Source organism: Streptomyces sp. NPDC127084 (assembly GCF_042724175.1).
GTDB lineage: Bacteria > Actinomycetota > Actinomycetes > Streptomycetales > Streptomycetaceae > Streptomyces.
Genome location: NZ_JBHXFA010000092.1, coordinates 1 through 24,350, shown reverse-complemented (window position 1 = coordinate 24,350; position 24,350 = coordinate 1). Strand labels below are relative to the sequence as shown.

Annotated in this window: 21 protein-coding genes and 1 riboswitch; of the genes, 6 read left to right on the top strand and 15 right to left on the bottom strand. The window is 69.8% G+C overall.

The genetic code is table 11. The annotated features are described in order from the left end of the window. Window positions 1–280: 280 nt before the first annotated feature. From ACFWI9_RS21300 to ACFWI9_RS21285, 4 genes are all read right to left on the bottom strand, one after another. A complete protein-coding gene (locus tag ACFWI9_RS21300; protein ID WP_387164183.1) occupies window positions 281–1,477 on the bottom strand; it encodes a hypothetical protein in 1,197 nt (398 codons plus the stop codon). A 26-nt stretch (window positions 1,478–1,503) separates the two neighbouring features. Beyond that, window positions 1,504–2,568 (bottom strand): NlpC/P60 family protein, encoded by a 1,065-nt coding sequence (locus tag ACFWI9_RS21295; protein WP_387164181.1) that lies wholly within the window; start codon window positions 2,566–2,568, stop codon window positions 1,504–1,506. Window positions 2,569–2,784: 216 nt separating this feature from the next. Then, window positions 2,785–3,813: an NlpC/P60 family protein gene (locus ACFWI9_RS21290; RefSeq protein WP_387164179.1), complete on the bottom strand. Its 1,029-nt coding sequence runs from the start codon at window positions 3,811–3,813 to the stop codon at window positions 2,785–2,787. A gap of 330 nt (window positions 3,814–4,143) precedes the next feature. After that, window positions 4,144–5,505, bottom strand: coding sequence for an NYN domain-containing protein (locus ACFWI9_RS21285; protein WP_387164177.1), 1,362 nt, complete (start codon window positions 5,503–5,505; stop codon window positions 4,144–4,146). 295 nt (window positions 5,506–5,800) lie between these two features. Between ACFWI9_RS21285 and ACFWI9_RS21280 the strand changes: the two genes are divergently transcribed. Both ACFWI9_RS21280 and ACFWI9_RS21275 read left to right on the top strand, forming a co-directional pair. Next, on the top strand, window positions 5,801–6,538 hold the full coding sequence (locus ACFWI9_RS21280) for a rhomboid family intramembrane serine protease (RefSeq protein ID WP_387164175.1): 738 nt from the start codon (window positions 5,801–5,803) through the stop codon (window positions 6,536–6,538). Beyond that, the gene (locus ACFWI9_RS21275) at window positions 6,535–6,816 is read left to right on the top strand and encodes an Lrp/AsnC ligand binding domain-containing protein (protein WP_338676219.1); all 282 of its coding nucleotides are present in this window, start codon (window positions 6,535–6,537) and stop codon (window positions 6,814–6,816) included. The genes ACFWI9_RS21280 and ACFWI9_RS21275 overlap by 4 nt, the downstream gene beginning before the upstream one ends. A 170-nt stretch (window positions 6,817–6,986) precedes the next feature. Here the strand turns inward: ACFWI9_RS21275 and ACFWI9_RS21270 are convergent, their stop codons facing one another. From ACFWI9_RS21270 to ACFWI9_RS21245, 6 genes are all read right to left on the bottom strand, one after another. Then, window positions 6,987–8,396 carry an aminotransferase class V-fold PLP-dependent enzyme gene (locus ACFWI9_RS21270; RefSeq protein WP_387164174.1) on the bottom strand — a complete coding sequence of 470 codons (1,410 nt, stop codon included), beginning with the start codon at window positions 8,394–8,396 and terminating at the stop codon, window positions 6,987–6,989. Between the two features lie 205 nt (window positions 8,397–8,601). Further along, window positions 8,602–8,719: riboswitch (SAM riboswitch) on the bottom strand. A 77-nt stretch (window positions 8,720–8,796) separates the two neighbouring features. Next, window positions 8,797–9,888 (bottom strand): anthranilate phosphoribosyltransferase, encoded by a 1,092-nt coding sequence (gene trpD / locus ACFWI9_RS21265; protein WP_387164172.1) that lies wholly within the window; start codon window positions 9,886–9,888, stop codon window positions 8,797–8,799. A 158-nt stretch (window positions 9,889–10,046) separates the two neighbouring features. Beyond that, the gene (locus ACFWI9_RS21260; protein ID WP_387164170.1) at window positions 10,047–11,672 is read right to left on the bottom strand and encodes a cytochrome bc complex cytochrome b subunit; all 1,626 of its coding nucleotides are present in this window, start codon (window positions 11,670–11,672) and stop codon (window positions 10,047–10,049) included. Next, the gene (locus tag ACFWI9_RS21255; protein ID WP_387164168.1) at window positions 11,669–12,721 is read right to left on the bottom strand and encodes a Rieske 2Fe-2S domain-containing protein; all 1,053 of its coding nucleotides are present in this window, start codon (window positions 12,719–12,721) and stop codon (window positions 11,669–11,671) included. The genes ACFWI9_RS21260 and ACFWI9_RS21255 overlap by 4 nt, the downstream gene beginning before the upstream one ends. Then, window positions 12,718–13,527: a c-type cytochrome gene (locus tag ACFWI9_RS21250; RefSeq protein ID WP_387164167.1), complete on the bottom strand. Its 810-nt coding sequence runs from the start codon at window positions 13,525–13,527 to the stop codon at window positions 12,718–12,720. Before ACFWI9_RS21250 ends, ACFWI9_RS21255 begins: the two co-directional genes overlap by 4 nt. A 65-nt stretch (window positions 13,528–13,592) precedes the next feature. Next, window positions 13,593–14,213 carry a heme-copper oxidase subunit III gene (locus tag ACFWI9_RS21245; protein ID WP_387164166.1) on the bottom strand — a complete coding sequence of 207 codons (621 nt, stop codon included), beginning with the start codon at window positions 14,211–14,213 and terminating at the stop codon, window positions 13,593–13,595. Window positions 14,214–14,394: 181 nt separating this feature from the next. On the opposite strand from ACFWI9_RS21245, the gene ACFWI9_RS21240 reads away from it, so the two are divergent. Further along, on the top strand, window positions 14,395–14,796 hold the full coding sequence (locus ACFWI9_RS21240; protein WP_387164165.1) for a hypothetical protein: 402 nt from the start codon (window positions 14,395–14,397) through the stop codon (window positions 14,794–14,796). Between the two features lie 298 nt (window positions 14,797–15,094). On the opposite strand, the gene ACFWI9_RS21235 is transcribed toward ACFWI9_RS21240, so the two are convergent. From ACFWI9_RS21235 to coxB, 4 genes are all read right to left on the bottom strand, one after another. Continuing rightward, on the bottom strand, window positions 15,095–16,348 hold the full coding sequence (locus ACFWI9_RS21235) for an Ig-like domain-containing protein (protein WP_387164163.1): 1,254 nt from the start codon (window positions 16,346–16,348) through the stop codon (window positions 15,095–15,097). Window positions 16,349–16,467: 119 nt separating this feature from the next. After that, window positions 16,468–16,866, bottom strand: coding sequence for a cytochrome c oxidase subunit 4 (locus ACFWI9_RS21230; RefSeq protein WP_387164161.1), 399 nt, complete (start codon window positions 16,864–16,866; stop codon window positions 16,468–16,470). Beyond that, entirely contained in the window at window positions 16,863–18,602 is a 1,740-nt protein-coding gene (ctaD, locus tag ACFWI9_RS21225; protein WP_387164159.1) for a cytochrome c oxidase subunit I, read from the bottom strand. The genes ACFWI9_RS21230 and ctaD overlap by 4 nt, the downstream gene beginning before the upstream one ends. Next, window positions 18,599–19,603 carry a cytochrome c oxidase subunit II gene (gene coxB, locus ACFWI9_RS21220; RefSeq protein ID WP_387164157.1) on the bottom strand — a complete coding sequence of 335 codons (1,005 nt, stop codon included), beginning with the start codon at window positions 19,601–19,603 and terminating at the stop codon, window positions 18,599–18,601. Before coxB ends, ctaD begins: the two co-directional genes overlap by 4 nt. 271 nt (window positions 19,604–19,874) lie before the next feature. On the opposite strand from coxB, the gene ACFWI9_RS21215 reads away from it, so the two are divergent. Beyond that, complete coding sequence (locus ACFWI9_RS21215; RefSeq protein WP_387164155.1) at window positions 19,875–21,296, top strand: cysteine desulfurase/sulfurtransferase TusA family protein; 1,422 nt, start codon at window positions 19,875–19,877, stop codon at window positions 21,294–21,296. A gap of 52 nt (window positions 21,297–21,348) precedes the next feature. Here the strand turns inward: ACFWI9_RS21215 and ACFWI9_RS21210 are convergent, their stop codons facing one another. Continuing rightward, window positions 21,349–22,323, bottom strand: coding sequence for a carbohydrate kinase family protein (locus ACFWI9_RS21210; RefSeq protein WP_387164154.1), 975 nt, complete (start codon window positions 22,321–22,323; stop codon window positions 21,349–21,351). A 131-nt stretch (window positions 22,324–22,454) separates the two neighbouring features. On the opposite strand from ACFWI9_RS21210, the gene ACFWI9_RS21205 reads away from it, so the two are divergent. Together ACFWI9_RS21205 and ACFWI9_RS21200 are read left to right on the top strand one after the other, a co-directional pair. Beyond that, window positions 22,455–22,664, top strand: a complete 210-nt coding sequence (locus ACFWI9_RS21205) for a hypothetical protein (protein WP_387164152.1) — start codon at window positions 22,455–22,457, stop codon at window positions 22,662–22,664. 151 nt (window positions 22,665–22,815) lie between these two features. Further along, window positions 22,816–24,312, top strand: a complete 1,497-nt coding sequence (locus ACFWI9_RS21200) for a hypothetical protein (protein ID WP_387164151.1) — start codon at window positions 22,816–22,818, stop codon at window positions 24,310–24,312. Window positions 24,313–24,350 lie beyond the last annotated feature (38 nt).

The window sequence follows — 24,350 nt, the reverse complement described above, 5'->3', positions numbered from 1 at the left end:
GGGCGCCGGGTCTCGCGGTGCACCCCCACCCCGCACAGTGGGCCGGAGTGTCCGGCCTCAAACACCGGCCAGGCTGGGATGTCGGAGGCTACCCGCACCCGGGGCGCCGGGTCTCGCGGTGCACCCCCACCCCGCACAGTGGGCCGGAGTGTCCGGCCTCAAACACCGGCCAGGCTGGGATGTCGGGGGCTACCGCTACAGGGTGGGGTACACCGCGACACCCCGCGCCCCGTACAACGGGGGCACCACGGGGTGCGGGCACCCCGAGTAACCCAGGTCCTCATCGGGAGGGGAGCAGGCGGTGGCGGAGGTACGCGCGCCACTCCGCGGTGAAGGCGGCTCGCGAGGCGCCCAGGACCTCGCGTAGGGCCTCGTCCAGGCCCTCGCGGGGCACCGCGCGGTAGAGATCCACGAGGGCCGCCTCGCCGTAGCGCTCGGCGATCAGCTCGCAGGCGAGCCAGGCGCCCTCGTACGCGCGGCCCAGCACCTCCGCGTCCGCGCCGAAGCGGAAGTCGGCGTCGGTGGGGAGCGCAGCGGGGACCTCGCCGGTGCGAACCGCGCGGTGCAGGGCGGGGGCCGCCTCGGCGGGCGGGCGGGGGGCGGCCCGGTAGGCGGTCCAGTCGGCGAGGCCCTCCGAGAGCCACATCGGTGTGGCCGACGAGGTGTCCGCGCGGGTGGCGACATGGGTGGTCTCGTGGGTGAGGACGAGCCCGCGGCCGAACGCGCTCAGTGTGTCGTACGCCTCCGGGTTGACGATCACCCGCTCACCGCGACCCGTGGTGACCGCCGCTATGCCCCGGTAGCCCGCCGCGGGCGCGCCCAGCAGTCGACCCATGGCCTCCAGGGAGTCCGGCACCAGGACGACCACCCGGCCCGCCCAGCGCCCCGGCCAGGCGGCAGACACCTGGGGGACCGCGCGGTCGGCGTCCGCCGCGATCCGGCGCAGCCGGGCGAGGTCGCGGCCGGTACCGAGGACCAGGCTGCGGGTGCCGCGTACCACCTGGACGTCGCCCTGCTGCCACAGCTGCTGGGCCCCGCCCCGCCCCGCGCGGTCGGCTGTGACGTACCAGCGGCCGTCGCGCACGGCGAGTTCGAGGGTGCGGGCGGTGGTCACGGGAGCGCTGTCGTACCCGTCGAGCCGGTAGCGCAGGTCGGCGTCGGCCGTGGCCCGGTCTCCGGAGCGGCGTACCCCGGTCAGCCGGTACTCCCACGACCGCAGCGGCACATCCGCGAGGTTGGCGAACTCCTCGCGGCCCGACGCGCGCAGTTCGCCGTCCAGCGCGGCGAGGTAGCCCGCCTCGTCGTGGCGCAGCACCGCGGTCGCGCGACTGTCCAGGGTGCGCTGGATCTCCCGGGATGTGGTGTCCGGCGCCGGCTCGGCGCAGCCGCCTGCGGCCAGCAGCACCCCGGTGGCGACGAGCGCCCACGCCCGCCGCCGCCATACGGTCCCGCGTCCGGGAGAGCCCTGATCAGCCACCCGGTCGATAGTACGGGGACGGCCGGTCAGGGACGGGTGACGGAGGCGATCGGCATCATGCCCACCGGGTCGTAGCGCACCGCCGCGCCGGGGTAGGGCGCGTGGACCACCTGACCGTTGCCGACGTACATCGCCACATGGCTGGCGTCGGAGCGATAGGTCACCAGGTCACCGGGCAGCGCCTCCGACAGGGGCACCTGTCGTCCGGCGGTGCGCTGCGCCTGGGACGTACGCGGCAGACCGACGCCCGCCTGTGCGTACGACCACTGCATAAGCCCCGAGCAGTCGAAACCGTCCGGGCCGCTGGCCCCCCAGACGTACGGCCTGCCGAGCGCGCTCTTCACCGCCGTGACGGCGGCGGCTGCGCGTGAGGACGCGGGGCCGGCCGGCAGGACCGGCGGCAGCCCGGCCCGTCCCGAGCGGGAGGCGCGGCCGTAGGCGTCGCGCTCGGCGGACGGAAGGGCGCTCAGCATCCGCCGTGCCTCGGCCAGCTTTGCCTCGACGGTGCGCTTGTGGCGCGCGACGGCGACCCGGTCCTCCTCCAGCTCCACCAGCTTGCGCCTGGCTTCGGCGCGTTCACGCGCCAGCGTGTGCTGGGCGTGGCGCAGATCGCGCAGTGCGGCGGTCTGGCGGTCGCCGATCCGGCCGAGCAGCTCCGCCTTGCCGAGATACGAGTCGGGATCGTCCGAGAGCAGCAGCGCCAGGGCCGGATCGATACCTCCCGAGCGGTACTGAGCCCCCGCGACGGCGCCGAGCGCCCCGCGCATCGTGTTGACGCGCTCCTGGCCGCGGGCCGCGCGGTCGCGCATCGCGGACACCTCGGTGCGCAGCCGGGCCACGCGTTCACCGGCCGCGTTGTAAGCCTCCGTTGCCCGCTCCGCCTGCTCGTACAGCCGGTCGACCTGCGCACGGGTGGGGGCGGCCTGCGCCTGGGCCGGGGCGGCGGGGGTGCCGTGCGGTTCGGCCCCGGCCGCAGTCGCACCGAACGCGGCGGCCGCGGTGGCCGCCGCGGCCGACAGCAGGGTGCCCCGCGCACCGCGGGGCAAACCGGAGAGCCCCGACGACGGGGTGGTTCGGCGATGGGACGCCACAGGAGCCGCACTCCCTTCCGCTGGACGGGCGGCCCGGTGGCCGCCGCGCGGCAGAGAGTAGCCGCGCGGTCACGCGGCGCCAAAAGCCTCACAAAGGGCGAATAGCGACGCCCCGCCGTAGACCACGAGGTCACCGGCGGGGCCACTGTCAGCCGACCGTCCCGCGATTCGCCCGATCGGGCGCTGCGGAATGTGAACGGCTTCAGGTCCGGCGGTTCAGATCCGGACGCCGAACTGGAAGGTGCCCATGTAGTCCATCGACTCGTAGCGGACGTAGGCACCCGGCTTCGGGGCGTGCAGGATCTGGTTGTTGCCCGCGTACAGGCCCACGTGGGAAAGGCTGTTGAAGAAGACCAGGTCGCCCGGCTTGAGCTGGCTGCGGCCGATCTTCACGCCGTCGTTCTGCTGGGTGTAGGTGGTGCGCGAGATACTCACGCCCGCCTGGCGGTACGCCCACTGCGTCAGACCGGAGCAGTCGTACGAGTTGGGGCCCTCGGCACCGGAGAAGTAGGGCTTGCCGATCTGGGTGGCGGCGGCGCTCAGCGCGGCACCTCCGCGCTGCGACGCGGGCACCTCGTTGCCGAGGTCCACGCGCTCGCCGGCAGCGCGGCTGGCACGCTGCTCCTCTTCCTGGAGCTTCGCCCGCTCGGCCGCCGTGAGGGTGTTGAGCAGTTCACGCGCGTCGGCGAGCTTGGCCTGGAAGGACTTCTTCTTCTCGCCGAGCGTCTTGCGTATGTCCTCGAGGTCGCCGAGCTTCTTGGCCGCCTCGGCCCGCTGCTGCGCCAGGGTGCGCTGCTTGGCCTGGATCTCCTCCAGCGCCTGGGTCTGCTTTGCCCCGAGCTGGTCGATCGCGGACGCCTTCTCGAGGTAGGTGTCCGGGTCGGAGGAGAGGAAGAGCTGGAGGGCGGGGTCGACACCGCCGGAGCGGTACTGCGCGCTGGCCACCGAACCGAGCTTGCCCCGCAGCTCGTTGACCTCGTCCTGACCGCGTGCCACCTGGTCCTGGATCGCGTCGACCTGCTTCTGGAGCTTGGTCTGCTGCTCCTTGGCCCCGTTGTACTCCTCGGTGGCCTTCTCGGCCTCGTGGTACAGGGCGTCGACCTTTGCCTTGACCTCGTCCTTGCTGGGCTTGGCCGGGGCGGCCTGAGCGGCCTGGGAGGTCAGGGCTACGGCTGCCGCGGCGGTCGCGGTGAGCACGGACACACGAGCGCGGCTGGGCTGCTTGGGTCGACGGTGGGACGCCACGAAGGCGAGCTCCTTCTTCCTAGAGCCGCCTGCCGGGCAGTGGGGGCCGATCCCCGGCTCCACGCAGTCGCGACCCAAAAGGGACGAACTGCACGGAATTGGCGGTTCCTTCACTGCCATCCCGGATGGATGATCAACCGCGCGAAGGTTCGAGGCCTGACCCTAGTGACCTCTCCGTGATCAGTTCAAATCCTCATGAGAAAAAACTACCTCCCGCGAGTCATTTTTTACACTCACCACACACGTAGTAGTGGTGAGTTGACCGTACGTCCCGCGAAATCGGGCATAACGCACATGAGTTACGAGCAGGGCGAGCCGCTCAACTACGTTCTAGACGCGCGAAAGGCGCTTGAGCAGCATGGCCGACGCCACCGGGCGCGCTCCCACCTTGGCGACACCGTCGGCGACCTCGCGGTCGGTGGAGACCACGACCACGGGCCGGCCCGGCGGCTCCGCCCGTACGAGCTGCCGGATGAGCTCGTCAGCCGTCACCCCGGGCTTGGAGAACAGCACCCGCACCCCGCGCGGGGGCGCGAGCAGCACCGGTGCCGCCAGCTCGGCGCCGTCGAAGACACAGGTCATCTCCGCACCGGTCTGCGCGGCCAGCATCGCCAGCCCGCCGAGCAGCCGCAGCCGCTGCTTCTCCAGCGGCATCGTCGGATAACCGGTCTTGGTGACGTTGTAGCCGTCCACCACCAGATGGACCTGGGGCAGCGCGAGCAGCTGGTCGAGCAGCGCCGGGTCGGTCTCGGAGAGCGCCCGCGCGGCGATGTCCTTCGGGGACATCCGGCCCGGCTCGACCGCGTCGACCGTGTCGGCGGGATGCAGCGAGGCAGGTGGCAGAGCCAGTTCCCGCCGCAAGCCCTGAGCCGCGTCCAGCACGGTGTCCAGCAGCAGCCGCACCCGCATGTCCTCCAGGGAACGCCCTTCCCTGGCCGCTCGGCGGCTCGACTCCACGGCCGACTCGGCCTCCCCGAGCCGTGCCTTGAGCCGCCGGGCCTCGCTCTCGGCGGCCGACACCTGGGCGTGGGCCTCCGCCTTCGCCGCCTCGGCGTCGGCGGCGGCACGGCGCAGCGCCGCCTCACCGCGCTTCACATCGCTCTGGGCGCTGCGCAGCTTTCGGTGCAGTGACTCGGCCTCCTTGCGGGCGGCTTCCAGCTCGGACCGCAGCCGATCGGCCTCAGCCCTGGAGTGGGCCCTGACTCGCTCGACCTCCTCGCGCAGCCGCTCCAACTCCTGCCGTGACTCTTCGTCGGCACGCTCGGCCTCCGCGCGCTGGGCCTCCTCACCCGCGGCGGCGACCAGCTTCACCCATCCGGAGGGGCGCAGCACATACGCGGCGGCGGCCACGTCCACCGGATCGGCGGCGGCGGGCGGCGCGCCCGCTTCGAGCGCCCCGGCCAACTCCGGCTGCGTCTCGCGCAGCCGCTCGCCGATGCGCTGGCGGAACACCGGGTCGCCATCGAGGGCCGCGGCCATCGCGTTGCCCGCGAACTTGGCGCGACGGGACGGGGTGAACCGGGCGTACTGCCGCAGCTGGGCGGGCAGGTCGCCGATCGTCAGCCCGCCGAACGCGTCCGAGACCAGGGCGACCACCCGGCGCCGCACGCCCTCGGGCAGCGGACGGTCCAGCCCCTCCACGGCGCCGCCGGCCGCACCGGCCGGCTCCCCGCCGCTGTCAGGCCGCTCCACGATCCGTCACCCCTAATGTCTCCGTGCGTTCCGGGCGCTCATCTCAGGAATCCGCGCCCGGCCACTCAGTCGGCCAGTCGATCACTCGATCACTCGCTTCGTTCCACGGCATCCCTCAAGGCACCGGAACGACTCGATGGTCTCACTGACCACCGCACACCACTCCCCCGACGCCGGTCTTCGTCCCGTTCCCGTCGCATCGCGCACACTCCCTGTAACCCTACGACCTCAGGGCCCGCCGTGACACGGCGAGGCGGCCCTCGGCCCACGGCCCCGGTAGGCCATGCTCAGACGCATGACGGAGCGGCAGTCAGCGACCCGCACGGGGGCCCAGAGGGGCTTGAGCGGCCCCGTGGTGACGTACGGGGTGATCGGGCTGTGCTGCCTGGTGTTCGTCATCGGCCCGGTCTCCGGGCTCAACCCCGGGTTCGGTACCGGGGACACCCTGCTCGCCGGCACCACCAGATACTTCGAACGCTGGGGCGTCATCCCGAGCGAACTGCTGCGCGGCTCCGCGCGCGCCCTGCTCACCCCGCTGACCGCGCTGTTCGTCCACGGCAGCTGGCTGCATCTGCTCGGAAACATGCTGTTCCTGTTCGTCTTCGGCGCGATGACCGAGGAGCGGATGGGGCGGGTGCGGTACGCGCTCTTCTATGTCGGCTGCGGATATCTCGCGCTCCTCGCCTACGCCGTGGCGAACGCGGAATCCTCGCAAACGCTCGTGGGCGGCTCAGGGGCGATCTCGGGGGTGCTGGGGGCATTCCTGTGCCTCTTCCCCAAGGCACGGGTGACCAGTCTCTTCCCGTTCCTCTTCTTTCTGCCGTTGCGGTTTCCCGCGTGGATCGTGCTGCTGTTCTGGTTCGCCCTGCAATGGCTGGCGGAGGCGCAGGACACCTCATCCGGCCCGGGCGTCGCCTATCTGGCCCATCTGGTGGGCTTCGGGATCGGCTTCTGCTGCGCATGGGCCGGTCTGTGGCTGGGGGCTAGAGTGAAAGCCCAAGCCACGGCCACCGAGGGAGACAGCCAGCCGTGATCACCGCGATCGTGCTCATCAAGACCAGCGTGGACCGCATCCCTGAGATCGCCGAGTCGATCGCCGGCCTTGACAGCGTCAGCGAGGTCTTCTCGGTCACCGGTACGTACGACCTGATCGCGATGGTCCGGGTGGCCCAGCACGAGGATCTGGCGGATGTCATCCCTGGCCGGATCAGCAAGATCCCGGGCGTCGAGGCGACGGACACACATGTCGCGTTCCGTACGTACTCGCAGCACGACCTGGAGGCCGCGTTCGCCATCGGCCTCGACGCGTAAGCGCTCCGCTGGACGGGGCGCCTGGCTCTCCGGGTCCCGCACCCCCGTGGAGTGAGCCGGGGTACCCGCCCTCGAACACCCCCGGACAAGCCCGGGTTTCCGGACTCGACCGTGCCCGCGGAGGCCGGGGCGGTGACCGGCCCCGGCTCTCCGCTGGGGTCTACCGGCACTCAGACGACGGGGACGCAGCGGCCGTTCTCCGTGCGGTAGTCCCACCGGGCGCCTTCTCGTACCAGCTCCTTGACGGCCCGCAGGAACCGCTCGATGTGCTCGTCCGGGGTGCCGGCGCCGAAGCTCACCCGGATGGCGTTCAGGGACCGCTCCCCCGCCGCCGCGTCCGGGGCTCCGCACTCGCCGGTCTCGGCCGGGTCGCTGCCCAGCAGGGTGCGGACCAGCGGATGGGCGCAGAAGAGGCCGTCGCGGACGCCGATGCCGTACTCGGCGGACAGGGCGGCGGCGAAGTGCGAGCTGTTCCAGCCCTCCACCACGAAGGACAGCACTCCGACCCGGGCGGCCCCCTCACCGAACAGTGACAGCACCCTGACCTCGGGAACCTCGGCGAGGCCGGCGCGGAGCTGCTCGGTGAGCTGCCGCTCGCGCGCGACGAGCGCGTCGAACCCGGCGTCGGTCAGTGCCTTGCAGGCGGAGGCGATGGCGTAGGCGCCGATGACATTCGGCGAACCGGCCTCATGGCGGGCCGCCGTGGTGTGCCACTCCACGTCCACACCACCGTCGGGGCGCCGGGCGACCGTGCGGGACGCGCCTCCGCCGGCGAGATACGGCTCGGCGGCCTGCAACCAGTCCGCCCGGCCCGCGAGCACACCCGAGCCGAACGGCGCGTAGAGCTTGTGCCCCGAGAAGGCCACCCAGTCGATGTCGAGGTCCCTTACGGAGACGGGATGGTGCGGAGCGAGCTGGGCGGCGTCCAGCACGATCCGGGCCCCGTGGGCATGTGCGGCGGCGGCGAGTTCCCGTACCGGCCACAGCTCCCCGGTCACGTTGGAGGCGCCTGTGACACAGACCAGCGCGGGGCCGAAGGGCGCGCGGTCGGCGAGCGCCGCCTCCAGGGTCCGCACGGCCTCGCCCGTGGTCCGCGGGGCGTCCAGATAGGTGACGTCGGCGTCCTGCCACGGCAGCAGCGCGGCGTGGTGCTCGGTCTCGAAGACGAAGACCCGGCAGCCGGCGGGCAGGGCGGCGGCGAGCAGGTTCAGCGAATCCGTGGTCGAACGGGTGAAGACCACCTGGTCCGCTTCACGGCAGCCGAGGAACCGGTGGACCGTCGTCCGGCTGCTCTCGAACAGGTCGGTGGACAGCTGCGAGAGGTAACCGGCGCCGCGGTGCACGCTGCCGTAGTACGGGGCGTATGCGGCGACGTCGTCCCACACCCGCTGCAGGGCGGGTGCGCTGGCCGCGTAGTCGAGTGCGGCGTACGTGACTTCGCCACCGGTCACAAGCGGGACGGTGACGTCCCGGCCGAGTACGGGCAGCGGGGCAGCGGTACGGCAGGCGCCGTCGGAAGCAGCGGCGGAAGCAGAAGTGACGGAGGTCGCGGTGGCGACGGTGGACAGGCGTGCGGACATGGCGGTGTCTCCCGGGTGACAGGGCGAATGGCTGCGGAGCACCCGTGCGACGGCACAAACGCCGTCAGGCATACGGGTGTTGCCTCGACGCGTCGGCGATGGGCGCCGTCGCGGAGGTGGGGAGGAAGGGGCCGGGAGGCCCTACCGCATTCGCTTGCTCACGAGAATCGCTCCCTCGAGGACCAGGACCCCAGGGGCGGCAAGGGGTCCGCGCTTGCCGTGGGCCTCGCTGCCCACAGCCTGGTCTTCACCCGGGGCACCCCGCCACGGACGGAGGGTTGCCGGACAGCGGGCCGGGGCCGTCATCGCTGTCACTCATGACCTTGAGGAGCATCCTGCCATACGTCTCGGAACACGCAAGGCGCGGTCCGCACTGTGGACCGCGCCTCGCGTCACTTCCCTAGCGGTTGCTGGCGGCCACCCACCGCTCGAGGGCCCGCTTCGCCGCGCCCGAGTCGATGGACTGGGCGGCCTTGGCCATCCCGTCCCTGAGTTGCTCCGTCAGGGTGCCCGCGCCCGGGTCCAGCGCGGCAAGCGCCGCCGCCGAGTTCAGCAGCACGGCGTCCCGGACCGGACCCGTCTCGCCTGCCAGCAGCCGGTGGGCGACATCGGCGTTGTACGAGGCGTCGGCGCCGCGCAGAGCCTCCACCGGGACCAGTTCGATGCCCAGGTCCCTGGGGTCGAAGGCCTCCTCGCGCACGGAGCCGTCGCGTACCACCCAGACCCGGGAGGTCGCTGTGGTGGTCAGCTCGTCCAGGCCGTCGTCACCCCGGAACACCAGCGCGCTCGCACCGCGCTCGGCGAGCACGCCGGCCATGATCGGGGCCATCCGGGCGTCCGCGACACCGGTGGCCTGGGCCTTCACCCGGGCGGGATTGGTCAGCGGACCCAGGAAGTTGAATGTCGTGCGGATGCCGAGCTCCTTGCGCGCGGCGGCCACATGGCGCAGCGCGGGGTGGAACTTCACAGCGAAGCAGAAGGTGATCCCGGCTTCCCCGGCGACCTCGGCGACCCGCTCCGGCGTCAGCTCCAGATTGACGCCGAGCTTCTCCAGCACGTCCGACGCCCCGCTCGCGCTGGATGCCGCGCGGTTGCCGTGCTTGACGACCTTGGCACCGGTTCCGGCGACCACGATCGCGGACATGGTGGAGATATTGACCGTCCTGGCGCCGTCGCCGCCGGTGCCGACGATGTCCACCGTCCGTCCGGGGACCTCGATCAGTCTGGCGTGCGCGTACATCGTGCGCACCAGGCCGGAGATCTCCTCGACCGTCTCGCCCTTGGCCCGCAGCGCGACCGCGAAACCGGCGATCTGCGCGTCGGTGGCCTCGCCGCGCAGGATGCGGTCCATCGCCCAGGCGGTGTCCTCGGCGCTCTGGTCATGCCCGGACAGCAGGGCGTCCAGTACCCGGGGCCACGAGCGGCCCGCCGCGGTCGAGCTCCCCCTCGCTCCGCTGGAGGTACCCCCACCAGCGGGGGTCACAGCGCTCATGCTCGCTCCTGGGTCTCATGGGTGGTTCATACGGACGGGTATGAACGGGGACGCCTCCACCCTATCCACCCCCGCCTACGGCAAAGAGCCCCGTCCACCGGGTGGACGGGGCTCCTGCCGTGGCGATCAGCGGATCAGCAGGTCTTGCTCATCGGAGATCAGTGGTGGCCGTGGCCGCTGGTGATCTCCTGGTACTCCTCGGCGGTTGCCTTGGGGATCTGGTTCCCCTCACTGAACATGCCCTTGCTCAGCTTTGCGCGGAGCTTCTCGGACCGCGTGATCTTGCGCTCGACACCGTTCTCGTCGACCTTCGGACCGATCTCGACCGGCTCGTACTGCTCGTGAGCCGTGAGCTTGTAGCGCTCGCCCTGCGACAGCGGCTCGTGGATCTCCACGAACTCACCGTGCGGCAGGCGCTTGATGATGCCGGACTCGCGTCCGTGCAGCACCTTGTCCTTGTCGCGGCGCTGGAGGCCGAGGCAGATCCGCTTGGTGATGATGAAGGCGATGATCGGTCCGGCGACGAAGAAGATCCGGACGAACCAGGTGATCGAGTTGATCGACAGGTGGAAGTGGGTCGCCCAGAGGTCGTTTCCACCACCGATCAGCATGACCATGTACGCGGTGATCCAGGCGACACCGAACGCGGTACGGGTCGGCGCGTTGCGCGGCCGGTCCGCGACGTGGTGCTCGCGCTTGTCGCCGGTGACCCAGGCCTCGATGAACGGGTAGGCCGCGATCAGACCGAGCACCAGCGGGAACAGGACCAGCGGGATGAAGACGCCCAGGACCAGCGTGTGGCCCCAGAGGTTGATCTCCCAGCCCGGCATGAAGCGGACCAGGCCCTCGGCGAAGCCCATGTACCAGTCGGGCTGGGCGCCGGTGGACACATGGTCCGGCCGGTACGGGCCCATCGCCCAGATCGGGTTGATCTGCGCGATGGCGGAGATCACCGCGATCACACCGAAGACCAGGAAGAAGAAGCCTCCGGCCTTGGCCATGTAGACCGGCAGCAGCGGCATGCCGACGACGTTCTTGTTGGTACGTCCAGGGGCCGCGAACTGCGTGTGCTTGTGGTAGAAGACCAGGATCAGGTGCGCCACCAGCAGGCCGAGCATGATGCCCGGCAGCAGCAGGATGTGGATCGAGTAGAACCGGGCGACGAAGTCGTCGCCGGGGAACTCGCCGCCGAAGATGAACATCGCGAGGTACGTGCCGACGATCGGCACGGACAGGATCGCACCCTGGGTGAAGCGGACACCGGTGCCGGAGAGCAGGTCGTCCGGCAGCGAGTAACCGGTGAAACCGGTGAACATGCCGAGGACGAACAGCAGGAATCCGAACAGCCAGTTGATCTCACGCGGCTTGCGGAACGCGCCCGTGAAGAAGACGCGCATCATGTGCACGAACATCGCCGCGAGGAAGATCAGCGCCGCCCAGTGGTGGATCTGCCGGATGAGCAGACCACCGCGGACCTCGAAGCTGATGTTCAGGGTGGAGGCGTACGCCTCCGACATCAGGATGCCCTGCATCGGCTCGTACGGGCCGTGGTACTCCACCTCGTTCATCGACGGGTGGAAGAACAGCGTCAGATACACACCCGTGAGGATGATGATGATGAAGCTGTAGAGCGCGACCTCGCCCAGCATGAAGGACCAGTGGTCCGGGAAGATCTTGCGCATGTTGGCCTTGGCCAGGGAGTAGATCCCGAGCCGGCCGTCCGCCCAGTCGGCGATCCGCTCGCCCTTGGAGGCTTCGCGCCTGTTCTCGTCGTTGGTGCTCATCCGCGCTCCCAGAAGGCAGGGCCGACGGGTGCCTCGAAGTCGCCGAGCGCCTCGAGGTAGCCCTCGTCATTCACGCCGATCTGCAGCTGCGGAAGCGGGTGTCCGGCTGGGCCGAAGATGACGCGGGCGCCGTCGGAGAGGTCGAAGGTGGACTGGTGGCACGGGCACAGGACATGGTGCGTCTGCTGCTCGTACAGGGAGATCGGGCATCCGACGTGGGTGCAGATCTTCGAGTAGGCCACGATGCCGCCGACCGACCAGTCGAGTTCCTTCTTGTCCTTGATCTCCTCCGGCTGGATGCGGACGAGCATCAGGGCAGCCTTGGCGATCTCGGTCTGGAAGCCGTGGTCGTGCTCCTCGAGCCCTTCGGGCTTGGCGAAGCTCAGGGAGCCGACGGCGATGTCCTCGGGACGCAGCGGCTCATTGGTGTTCATGTTGATGAGCAGCTTGCCCTTGGCCCACAGCGTCTTGCGCAGCTTGAGCTCGGGCAGCGGGCCCAGGTCGCGCAGCAGCACCACACCGGAGAGCGGCACCATGGCCATCGCACCGAACATCGTGTTGCGGATGAGCTTGCGCCGGCCGAAGCCGGACTCCTCGGCGCCCGCCTTGAAGTCGGCGATGACCTTGGCCCTGACCTCGGGCTCCGCGGCGACCGAGTGGCGCTCGTCGGGGACCTCCACGTCCGACATCAGCGTACGGGCCCAGTGGACCGCGCCCGCGCCGATGCAGAACAGCGCGATACCGAGGGAGGTACCGAGCGAGAAGTTCAGCGCGCTGATGTGGCCGATGGGCCAGATGTAGACGAACTTGTCGACCGGGAAGATCACGTACGACGCGATGAAGGCGACGGTGGCCAGCATCGACAGCGTGAACAGCAGGGCGACAGTGCGCTCGGACCGCCGGGCGGCCCGCTCGTCGATGTCCTGGATGCGCGGCCTGTGCGCCGGCAGCCCGGGGTCCGCGAACGGATCCTCCGTGGTGGCTACGGCACCGCGCTCGTGGCCCTGCTCAGCCGGCAGGGACTCTTCTGGAATGTCTTGGCTACTCATGACTTCTTGGCCTTAGCGGTGTGGGCCGCGACCCAGATGGCGACTGCGATCAGGGAGCCCAGACCGAAGATCCAGGCGAACAGACCCTCGGTGACGGGGCCGAGGCTGCCCAGGCTCAGACCGCCCGGCTCCTCCGTCTCACCACTGTTGACGGTCTTGACGTACGCGATGATGTCCTTCTTCTCCTGGTCCGGCATGATGCCGTCGCCGAAGGAAGGCATGTTCTGCGGGCCGGTCTGCATGGCCTCGTAGATGTGCTTCTCGCTCACGCCTTCGAGGTTGGGCGCGTACTTGCCGTTGGAGAGCGCGCCGCCCTCACCGGTGAAGTTGTGGCACTGGGCGCAGTTGTTGCGGAACAGGTCGCCACCACGGGCGATGTTCGCGCCTTCGGTGCTGTACTGACCCTCGGTCGGAATGGCCGGACCGGCGCCGAGTGAGGCGACGTACGCGGCGAGGGCCTTGATCTCGGCCTGGGTGTAGATGACCTTCTTCCGCGGCACCTGGGCGCCCGGCTGCTGCGCGGGCATACGGCCGGTGCCGACCTGGAAGTCCACTGCGGCGGCGCCCACACCGACCAGGGAGGGACCATCGGTGGTGCCCTGACCGCCGTCTCCGTGGCAGCTGGCGCAGCCGACTTCGTAGAGCTTCTTCCCCTCCTCGATGTCGAGGGACTGGGCGGTTTCGTCAGCCTGCGCCTTGTCCGTCGGGGCGAACGCGGCGTACAGCCCCCCAGTGGCCGCCAGCGCGAGGAGTAGGACGACGACCGCCGCCAGCGGATGGCGTCGTCGTACGGAGAGCTTTTTCACGGATTACCCCGGTGTCAGGATCTTCTGCGTCGATGCTTCTGGAATGTGTGCGGGTACGGACCCGGCTACTTGATCATGTAGATCGTGGCGAAGAGGCCGATCCAGACGACATCGACGAAGTGCCAGTAGTAGGACACGACGATGGCGGCGGTTGCCTGCTCGTGGGTGAATCTCCGGGCCGCGTACGTCCTGCCGAGTACCAGCAGGAAGGCGATCAGACCGCCCGTCACGTGCAGACCGTGGAAGCCGGTGGTGAGGTAGAAGACCGAGCCGTACGGGTCGGACGAGAGCGAGAGGCCCTCGTGCTTGACCAGCTCGGTGTACTCGAACACCTGGCCGCCGATGAAGATCGCACCCATCACGAACGTGATCACGAACCAGGTGCGGAGCTTCTTCACGTCACCGCGCTCGGCGGCGAACACGCCGAGCTGGCAGGTGAGGGAGGAGAGCACCAGGATCGTGGTGTTGGTGACCGAGAAGGGGAAGTTGAGGGCCGAAGCCTGCTCTGCCCAGTAATCGGCACCCATCACAGATCGCAGGGTGAAGTACATCGCGAAGAGGGCCGCGAAGAACATCAGCTCGGAACTCAACCAGATGATGGTTCCGACGCTGGTGAGGTTCGGCCGATTGACCGACGGGTGCGCGTGCCCGGTTTCTACTGTCGTTGCTGTCGCCACGACCGACATTATGTCGGTCGCTTATCCAGCCCTCACTCCGGGGGGTGCTGTTCGGTGTGTCAGTACCGCTTGTCCTGCCCGAACGGCCCATCGAAAGCCTGTCATTCGCGGTGCTGAGGTGGTGCGTACGGGGGTAGCATCCGCGCATCGGTGCACGGCCGGACGATCTCCCCGACGAAGCGGAGGAACCATGCAGGCGACCGCAACGGTGCTGGTGTACAGCGACAACGCCATCACACGCGAACAGGTACGGCTCGCCGCGGGACGCCGTCCGGCCGCAGATGTTCCCCCGGTCGAGTACATCGAGTGCGCCACGCTGCCCGCGGTGCTGTCGGAGTTGGAGAAGGGCGGTATCGACGTCTGCGTGCTGGACGGCGAGGCCGCCCCTGCGGGCGGTATGGGGGTCTGCCGGCAGATCAAGGACGAGATCTTCCGCTGCCCGCCGGTGCTGGTCCTCATGGGACGCCCGCAGGACGCCTGGCTGGCCACCTGGAGCCGCGCGGACGCGGCCGTCACCCTTCCGGTGGATCCCGTGGAGTTCAGCGAGTCCCTGGCGAGTCTGCTGCGAACCCGGCTCGCCGCGAACCACTAGTGCCGCGTCAGGCAAGGTTCGCCCCTCAACGAGCGGCGTCCGGTGCATGGGGCCTCCCCAGGCCCGCAAGGGCCGAGGGGGTGGGGCCTCCCCAGGCCCGCAAGGGCCGAGGGGACGCGATCGCAGGCGGTAGGGTCCCCCCGCCGCAGGCAGCGCCGGATCGACCTCGTAGTGGGCCTACTCGGTTGATGCGGTAACGCCGCGAGTCGCCCTGCCGGGCGTCGCGACGGGGCGAACGTTGCCTGATGCGGCACCGGATCCCGTCCGGGAGATCCCGAGGGATCCTGTCCGGGCGGGGTTACACCAGGGGCGCGAGCCGGGCGGTGGCCGCGGGTCCGGCACCGTCCCTGGTGCCGTTCAGGACGGCGCTGCCGACCCGCCACTTGTCCCAGGACAGGTTCCAGTCGCCGAAGCCGTTGCCGAAGGTCTCCATGGTGTTGCCCAGGCTGTTGACGACCTTCACGATGTCCCCCTCGCGTACGGTGTTGAAGAACCACTGGGCGTTGGCGTTGGACATCCCGGTGCAGCCGTGGCTGACGTTGGCGTACCCCTGGGAGCCGACCGACCAGGGTGCGGCGTGGACGTACTCCCCGCTCCAGGTGAGCCGGGTGGCGTAGTACACATCCAGGTCGTAGGAGTCGGATGTGCCCTCGGGGATGCCGATGCTCGTACCGCGCATCCGGACGTAGTACTCCTTGCCGAGCACGACCTTGACGCCGTTGCGGGTGGAGAAGCCGGGCTTGCCGGTGGTCACCGGGATGGTGTTGATCACTTCTCCGTTGCGCAGCACCGTCATCTGGTGGGTGGCGGCGTCGGTTATCGCTTCTATTCGGTCGCCTATGGTCAGCGTCAGCGGCTTGGCGGCGCCGCCGTAGAGCTTCTTGCCCACCTTGACGCCCTCGAGGTTGCTCTGCACGACGACCGTGGCGCCGGCGGGCCAGTACTCCTTCGGGCGGTAGTGGAGCTGCTTGTCGTCCACCCAGTGCCAGGCGCCCTCGACGGCGGGCGTGGAACGCACCGTGAGGGCGCGTTCTATGGCGCTCCTCGCCGCCTTGTCCTTCACGGGCGCGCTGAGCTCCACGGTGACGGGCTGGCCGACGCCGTAGGTGCCCGCCTTGGGGCCAAGGGTGACCTTCAGCCGGTTCGTGGCCGCCGCCGTCTCAAACGTCTGGGTACGGAGCCCTGGAGCGCCTGCGGCGTCCTCCGTCGCCACTCGGACGGTGTAGCGCGTACCGGCCGCCAGGGGGCCCGTGGAGCGCCATCTGCTGCCGTCAGCCGCGAGTTCACCTGCGAGATAGCGTCCGGCCGTGTCGACGGCGGTGACATCGGTGATCCGGGCGTCACCGCTCTTGGCGGTGACTTCGAGCGGCTTCTCCGGATCCGCCTTGGCGTTGCCGGAGGGAGCGCTGAGGGCGACCTGCCGGGCCGCGTCATAGGGCCGCGCTGCAAGCGGATGGGCGTCGGAACCGCTGCACGCGGCCATTCCGGCACCCAGGGACAGGAGCAGCACCGTGCATCCGGTGACATTGCGCACAGAGGATATGTCGCTCATGAGCACACGCTATGGACAGCACCCGGGCGCGGCGCGCCGGATGACTGCAAACGAGGGGCCCGTACCTCACCCGACTGGGTGAGGTACGGGCCCCTGCGTGATGCGGAGCAGCCCGGGGGCTACTGGTTCTGGTTCTCTCCGCGGTAGTACTCGAAGACCCAGCCCCAGACGCCGACCAGGATCAGCGGTGCCGAGAAGTACAGCAGCCACCAGCCGATCGCGACGGCGAGGAAGGCCAGAGCGCCACCGATGGCCAGCGACAGCGGCTGCCAGCTGTGCGGCGAGAAGAAGCCGACCTCACCGGCCTCGTCCGCGACATCGGCCTCCTTGTCGTCCTGAGCCATGGCGTCCACTCGCCGGGCCGTGAAGGCCAGGTAGTAGCCGATCATGATGCTCAGGCCGAAGGCCAGGAAGAGCGCCGTCGTACCGGCCGGCTCCTTCGACCACACGCCGTAGAGGACGGCCATGGCGAGGATGAAGACGCTCAGCCAGATGAACATCTTGCCCTGGATCTTCACTTGCCGGCCTCCTTGTCAGCGGTGATGGCACCGTGGCCGGCGTGGTCGAGCTGGTCGAGCGCCGCGATCTCCGGGTGGTGCAGATCGAACGCCGGGGATTCGGAGCGGATCCGCGGCAGGGTGAGGAAGTTGTGCCGCGGCGGCGGGCAGGACGTCGCCCATTCGAGCGAACGGCCGTAGCCCCACGGGTCGTCCACCTCGATCTTCTCGCCGTACTTGGCGGTCTTCCAGACGTTGTAGATGAACGGCAGGATCGACAGGCCGAGCAGGAACGACGCGATGGTCGAGATGGTGTTCAGCAGAGTGAAGCCGTCGGCGGCCAGGTAGTCCGCGTACCGGCGGGGCATGCCCTCGGCGCCCAGCCAGTGCTGGACCAGGAAGGTGCCGTGGAAGCCGATGAACAGCGTCCAGAAGGTGATCTTGCCGAGGCGCTCGTCCAGCATCTTGCCGGTGAACTTCGGCCACCAGAAGTGGAATCCGGCGAACATCGCGAACACCACGGTGCCGAAGACGACGTAGTGGAAGTGCGCGACGACGAAGTACGAGTCGGAGACGTGGAAGTCCATCGGGGGCGAGGCCAGGATGACACCGGTCAGACCACCGAAGGTGAAGGTGATCAGGAAGCCGATCGTCCAGAGCATCGGTGTCTCGAAGGACAACGAGCCCTTCCACATGGTGCCGATCCAGTTGAAGAACTTCACACCGGTCGGTACCGCGATCAGGAAGGTCATGAAGGAGAAGAACGGCAGCAGCACACCGCCGGTGACGTACATGTGGTGGGCCCACACGGTCACGGACAGACCGGCGATCGCGATGGTCGCGGCCACCAGGCCGATGTAACCGAACATCGGCTTGCGGCTGAAGACCGGGATGATCTCCGAGACGATGCCGAAGAACGGCAGGGCGATGATGTACACCTCTGGGTGTCCGAAGAACCAGAAGAGGTGCTGCCACAGCAGCGAGCCGCCGTTGGCCGCGTCGAAGATGTGGGCGCCGAACTTGCGGTCCGCCTCCAGCGCGAACAGCGCGGCGGCCAGCACCGGGAAGGCGAGCAGGACCAGCACACCGGTCAGCAGCACGTTCCAGACGAAGATCGGCATACGGAACATCGTCATGCCGGGTGCGCGCATGCAGATGATCGTGGTGATGAAGTTGACCGAGCCGAGGATCGTACCGAAGCCCGAGAAGGCCAGACCCATGATCCACATGTCGGCGCCGACACCCGGCGAGCGGACCGCGTCCGACAGCGGGGCGTAGGCGAACCAGCCGAAGTCGGCCGCACCCTGCGGGGTGAGGAAGCCGGCCACCGCGATGAGCGAGCCGAAGAGGTACAGCCAGTAGGCGAACATGTTCAGCCGCGGGAACGCCACGTCGGGCGCGCCGATCTGCAGCGGCATGATCCAGTTGGCGAACCCGGCGAACAGCGGCGTCGCGAACATCAGCAGCATGATCGTGCCATGCATCGTGAACGCCTGGTTGAACTGCTCGTTCGACATGATCTGCGTGCCCGGGCGGGCGAGCTCGGCGCGCATGAAGAGCGCCATCACGCCGCCGACGCAGAAGAAGAAGAACGACGTGGCCAGGTACAGCGTGCCGATGGTCTTGTGGTCCGTGGTGGTCAGCCACTTCACCACCACATTGCCGGGCTGCCGGCGCCGGACCGGGAGCTCGTTCTCGTACGCGTCGCCGCGCGATTCGCCCGCGGCGGCACCCTGGGATTCGTTGAGGATGCTCACAGTTGGTTCTTCTCCGCATTCCGGGCCGGGGTCGATTGCTCAATGCCCGACGGGAGGAAGCCCTTCTGCCCGTCCTCGGCCAGCTTCTGGAGGTACTCCCGGTACTCCTCCGGGGAGACGACCTTCACGTTGAAGAGCATCCGGGAGTGGTCGACACCGCAGAGCTCGGCGCACTTGCCCATGAAGGTGCCCTTCTGGGTGGGGGTCACCTCGAACACATTGGTGTGACCGGGGATGACGTCCTGCTTGAACAGGAACGGAACCACCCAGAAGGAGTGGATCACATCGCGCGAGGTCAGGATGAACCGGACCTTCTCACCCTCGGGCAGCACCAGCGTGGGGCCGGGGTTGCCGGTTTCCGGGTTCCGGTCGCCGGGGATTCCGGCCTCGTACACACCCTCGGCTCCCTTGGGGAAGTCGTTGGCGTACTTGTCCGGAATCGCGTTCAGTTCCTTCTGGGCGGCCGCGTCGCCGGTGGCCGGGTTCCCGTCCACGTCCTCCAGGTAGTTGAAGCCCCAGCTCCACTGGTAGCCGACCACGTTGATGGTGTGGGCCGGCTTGTCGGAGAGAGCGAGGAGCTTCGACTCATCGCGCGCGGTGAAGTAGAAGAGCACCGAGACGATGATGAGGGGGACCACGGTGTACAGCGCCTCGATGGGCATGTTGTACCGGGTCTGCGGCGGGACCTCGATCTTGGTGCGGCTGCGCCGGTGGAAGAAGACGCTCCACAGGATCAGACCCCACACCAGCACGCCCACGGCGAGCGCTGCCGCCCACGAGCCCTGCCAGAGGGAGAGGATCCGCGGAGCTTCTTCCGTGACCGGCCTGGGCATACCGAGGCGAGGGAAGCTTTCCCAGTTGTACGAGCAACCGGTGGCTGTCGCCAGGATCAGGCCCGCAGTCAGCACCTGCGGCAGCTTCCGCCGCAACGGGCGCCGCGGCGTGGGGGTACCGCCCGCGCCCCCCGGGGCGTGGGGGAGGTCGGAGCCGTTGGGACTCACGTAGCGCCTTCCCGAGAGTCTCGCCCGCGCGGCCGGCTGCGGCCGTCTCGCTGGTCGGTCGCCGGCCCTGACGCGGGCAGGGGTTTGGATGTTTATGCGGACCAAACCCTACTGGACGCTATTTGGGGTCGCGCGGGGAGGGTGCCCAACGCGCCGTCCGACGACCCGAAGGGGTGGACTGAGGCGTTCCAGAGCCCGTGCCCGGCCCTGTAACACCCGCGCCGTAGAGCCTTCTGACGCTCTCTTCGAGGGGGAGCGTTAGCGTGGCAGCGTGCCCTATTTCGACAGCGCGTCGTCCGCTCCCCTGCACCCCGTGGCCCGGCAGGCCCTCCAGGCCGCACTCGACGAGGGCTGGGCCGATCCCGCCCGGCTCTACCGCGAAGGGCGGCGGGCGCGGCTGCTGCTCGACGCCGCCAGGGAGGCGGCGGCGGACGCCGTGGGGTGCCGCCCGGACGAGCTCGTTTTCACCAGTTCGGGTACTCGTGCCATCCATACGGGACTTGCCGGGGCGATGGCGGGGCGCCGGCGCACCGGGCGGCATCTGGTGGTGTCGGCGGTGGAGCACTCGTCCGTGCTGCACACCGCCGCGGGCTTCGACACCACGGAGGTGCCGGTGGAGCGCACCGGCGCGGTGTCGCCCGGGGACTTCGGCGCGGCGCTGCGCACGGACACCGCGGTTGCCGCCCTCCAGTCGGCCAACCACGAGGTGGGCACAGTGCAGCCGGTCGCCGAGGTCGCCGGGGCGTGCCGGGCGGCCGGCGTACCGCTGCTCGTCGACGCGGCTCAGTCACTGCCCTGGGGCCGGGTCGAAGGGGACTGGTCGCTGCTGACCGGAAGCGCGCACAAATGGGGCGGACCGGCGGGGGTCGGGCTGCTCGTGGTGCGCAAAGGCGTCCGGTTCGCCACCCAGGACCCCGCGGACGAGCGGGAGTCGGGGCGGGCGCCCGGTTTCGAGAACATCCCGGCCATCGTGGCCGCAGCGGCGTCGCTGCGCGCCGTACGGGACGAGGCGGACGCCGATTCGGCCCGGCTGCGCGCCCTGGTGGACCGGATCCGGGCCAGGGTCCCCGAGCTGGTCCCGGATGCCGAGGTGGTCGGCGATCCGGTGCGACGACTGCCCCATCTCGTCACCTTCTCCTGTCTCTACGCCGACGGGGAGGCGGTGCTGCACGAACTGGACCGGGCGGGTTTCTCCGTATCGTCCGGCTCGTCGTGCACGAGTTCGACACTCACCCCGAGCCATGTGCTGCGGGCGATGGGGGTGCTGACCGAGGGCAATGTACGGGTCTCGCTGCCGCTGGGCACGGCGGAGGCGGATGTGGACCGCTTCCTGGAGGTACTCCCGGGGGTGGTGGCCGGGGTACGCCGACGCCTGGGCGCCCCGGTATCGCCCGGGCCGACCGGGTCTGCCGCTGACGCCGACGCCCTTACCGATGCCGACACGGGTCCCGGTTCCGGCGACGGGGCCGGGACGCTGATCGTGGACGCGCTCGGCAAGCGTTGCCCGATCCCCGTGATCGAGCTGGCCAAGGTCATCGGGGACGTACCGGTGGGCGGCACCGTCACCGTGCTCTCCGACGACGAGGCGGCCCGCCTGGACATCCCCGCCTGGTGCGAGATGCGGGAGCAGGAGTACTCGGGCGAGCACCCGGTGGAGGGCGGCACCGCGTACGTGGTGCGCCGGATGCGGTGAGCCGACCGACGGCCCCCGGGATCCCGGGGGCCGTACTACCGGGACCGGACCGCTACGCCAGGAAGGCCTGGACCTCGGCGGCCGCGTCGTGGCCGTAGGCCTTGGTGAAGCGCTCCATGAAGTGGGCGCGGCGCAGGGTGTACTCCTGGGTGCCCAGGGTCTCGATGACCAGGGTGGCGAGCATGCAGCCGACCTGGGCGGCACGCTCCAGGCCGACCCCCCAGGACAGACCGGAGAGGAAGCCGGCGCGGAAGCCGTCGCCCACACCGGTCGGGTCGACCTTGGACTCCTCCTCCGCGCAGCCGACCTCGATGACCGGCTCGCCGATCCGCTCGATCCGCACACCGCGCGAGCCGAGGGTGGTGACCCGGTGCCCGACACGGGCCAGGATCTCCTCGTTCGTCCAGCCGGTCTTGGACTCGATGAGCCCCTTCTCGTACTCGTTGGAGAAGAGGTAGGCCGCCCCGTCCAGCAGTATCCGGATCTCGTCGCCGTTCATCCGGGCGATCTGCTGGGAGAAGTCCGACGCGAACGGGATGCCGCGGGAGCGGCACTCCTCGGTGTGCCGCAGCATGGCCTCCGGGTCGTCGGCGCCGATCAGCACCAGGTCCAGGCCGCCGACGCGGTCGGCGACCGACTTCAGCTCGATCTGGCGGGCCTCGCTCATCGCGCCGGTGTAGAAGGAGCCGATCTGGTTGTGGTCGGCGTCGGTGGTGCAGACGAACCGCGCGGTGTGCAGGACCTCGGAGATCCGCACGGAGTCGGTGTCCACACCGTGCCGGTCCAGCCAGGCGCGGTACTCGTCGAAGTCGGATCCGGCGGCACCGACCAGGATCGGGCGGGTACCGAGCTGTCCCATCCCGAAGCAGATGTTGGCGCCGACCCCTCCCCTGCGCACATCGAGGTTGTCGACCAGGAAGGAAAGGGAGACCGTGTGCAGCTGGTCCGCTACCAGCTGGTCGGCGAAGCGGCCGGGGAAGGTCATGAGGTGGTCGGTGGCGATGGAGCCGGTGACTGCGATTCGCACGGCGAGGCGCTCCTGGAGGGAGACGGGCGTTGACAGTTAACGCTACCCGTTTCCGGGCACCGCCTTGCAGTACGAAAACTACCCGATAGTAGGTCTTTTTTCCGTCAACCCGACGTGCTTAACGTGCCCGCATGCCCAAAACCTTCGCCTCCCACCAATCACTGGACACCGAGATCAGTCTCGCCGAGCTCCGTGGCCGCAGCGCCCGGATGGCCCCGCACTGGATCGTCGCCCCCGCCGCCTCGGCTTCCGCTCCGGTGCCGCACTCGCGCATCAGCGGGGTGGTCGTGTCCGCCGCCTCCGCGCGGCTGGTCAGCGCCATGCCCGCGTTCGCTGACTAGGCCGTGTCTGACAAATAGTGCCGTCCGCCTGCCGCTGACCGAGCGTTCCGGTGCCCGGCCGGGCGCGTACGGGAACCGCACGCCCCCTCGTACCGTCACAGGGGTGTCCCCTGAGACGGGCACGTGTGACGGGTACTGAAGGAGCGATGCGGTGAACAGCAAGGAGCGGGCCACCAAGAGCGCCGAGGCCGACGAATCGACCCGGCGGCGTTCCCAGCTGGTCGTCACCTCGGTGGCCGCGGCAGCGGTGCTGCTCGTGGGCGGTGGCGGTGCGTACTGGGCGACCACGGCGGCCGGGGGCTCGGGCGGCTCGCCCGCCGCCCCGGCGTCCGACGGCACGCCACCGCCCCTGACCCTGGACGGTCCGTCGGAGACCGGCCCAGGTCCGGGGATCGCCCCGGGCGAGCCCGACCCCAACGGCGCCCGGTACCGCGCGAACGGCAAGCTGCCCGACGGGCCCGAGAGCGCCCCCGTGTACCGCGCGCGGGGCGAGGTCGCCGCTGCCGATGTCACCCGGCTGGCAGCCGCCCTCGGAATGGAGGGCACCCCGCGTGCCGTAGGCGACGTATGGCGGATCGCCGCGGAGAAGGACTCCAGCGGGCCGGTTCTCCAGGTCGGCCGGCAGGCGCCGGGCACCTGGACGTTCGCCCGGTACGGGGCCGCGCCCAAGGGCGACAACTGCCTCAAGGGCAGGCCCTGCCCCGACGGCGGTACCCCCGGGAACAGCACGGACGCCGCCAAGGCGGCGGTGAGCGAGGAGGCCGCGAAGAAGGCGGCCGCCCCGGTACTCACCGCCGTGGGCCAGAGCGGCGCACAGCTGGACGCCTCCCAGACGATGGGCTCGACGCGGGTGGTGAACGCGGATCCGGTGATCGGGGGGCTGCCGACGTACGGCTGGCTGACCGGGGTCCAGGTCGGGGCCGACGGCCAGGTGGTCGGTGGCAGCGGGCAGCTCGCCAAGCCCGTGAAGGGCGCCGACTACCCGGTACTCAGCGCGGACAAGACCCTCGAGCGGATGAACCAGGCATCGCGGGGTGGCGCCCCCGGGAACATCGGGGGATGTGCGACGCCCGTACCGGCGGAGAAGCCGGACGCTGCCCCTGACCAGGGGATCGCACCCTGCGAGCCCCACCCGGGCTCCGGCTCCGACGCCGGCTCGGCGGAGCCGGTGATGATCAGCAAGGCGGTCTTCGGGCTCGCGACGCACTCCGTGGACGGCAGGCCCGCGCTCGTACCGTCGTGGCTGTTCGAGGTGGACCCGGAAGGCGACACCGAACCGTTCACGATCACGCACCCTGCGGTGGACCCGAAGTATCTGAAGCAGCCGGGACCGGGCACGTCACCGTCGAAGCCCGCCAGCCCCTCCCAGCAGCCGGAGACCCACACGCGCCAGGTCGAGTCGTACGCCGTCTCGGACGACGGCCGCACCCTCACGCTGCGGTTCTGGGGCGGGGTGTGCAGCGAGTACACGGGGAAGGCGGAGGAGAGCGGCACCGAGGTCAGGGTGAGCATCACCGAGACCCGCAAGGACCCGGGGAAGGTCTGCATCCTGATCGCCAAGGAGGTGACCACCAAGGTCACGCTGGACAAGCCGCTGGGCGACCGTAAGGTCGTCGGCACCTCGGGCCAGGCGGTGCCCCTGAAGTAGGCCGGCCGTCGCAGTGCGCGGAAGGGCGGCGGCCCGGG

Coding starts and splice junctions, on each gene's coding strand:
- ACFWI9_RS21245 (WP_387164166.1), bottom strand. CDS start 14,213: ATGTCGGTCGTGGCGACAGCAACGACAGTAGAAACCGGGCACGCGCAC.
- trpD (WP_387164172.1), bottom strand. CDS start 9,888: ATGAGCGCTGTGACCCCCGCTGGTGGGGGTACCTCCAGCGGAGCGAGG.
- ACFWI9_RS21235 (WP_387164163.1), bottom strand. CDS start 16,348: ATGAGCGACATATCCTCTGTGCGCAATGTCACCGGATGCACGGTGCTG.
- ACFWI9_RS21240 (WP_387164165.1), top strand. CDS start 14,395: ATGCAGGCGACCGCAACGGTGCTGGTGTACAGCGACAACGCCATCACA.
- ACFWI9_RS21280 (WP_387164175.1), top strand. CDS start 5,801: ATGACGGAGCGGCAGTCAGCGACCCGCACGGGGGCCCAGAGGGGCTTG.
- ACFWI9_RS21270 (WP_387164174.1), bottom strand. CDS start 8,396: ATGTCCGCACGCCTGTCCACCGTCGCCACCGCGACCTCCGTCACTTCT.
- ACFWI9_RS21255 (WP_387164168.1), bottom strand. CDS start 12,721: ATGAGTAGCCAAGACATTCCAGAAGAGTCCCTGCCGGCTGAGCAGGGC.
- ACFWI9_RS21260 (WP_387164170.1), bottom strand. CDS start 11,672: ATGAGCACCAACGACGAGAACAGGCGCGAAGCCTCCAAGGGCGAGCGG.
- ACFWI9_RS21205 (WP_387164152.1), top strand. CDS start 22,455: ATGCCCAAAACCTTCGCCTCCCACCAATCACTGGACACCGAGATCAGT.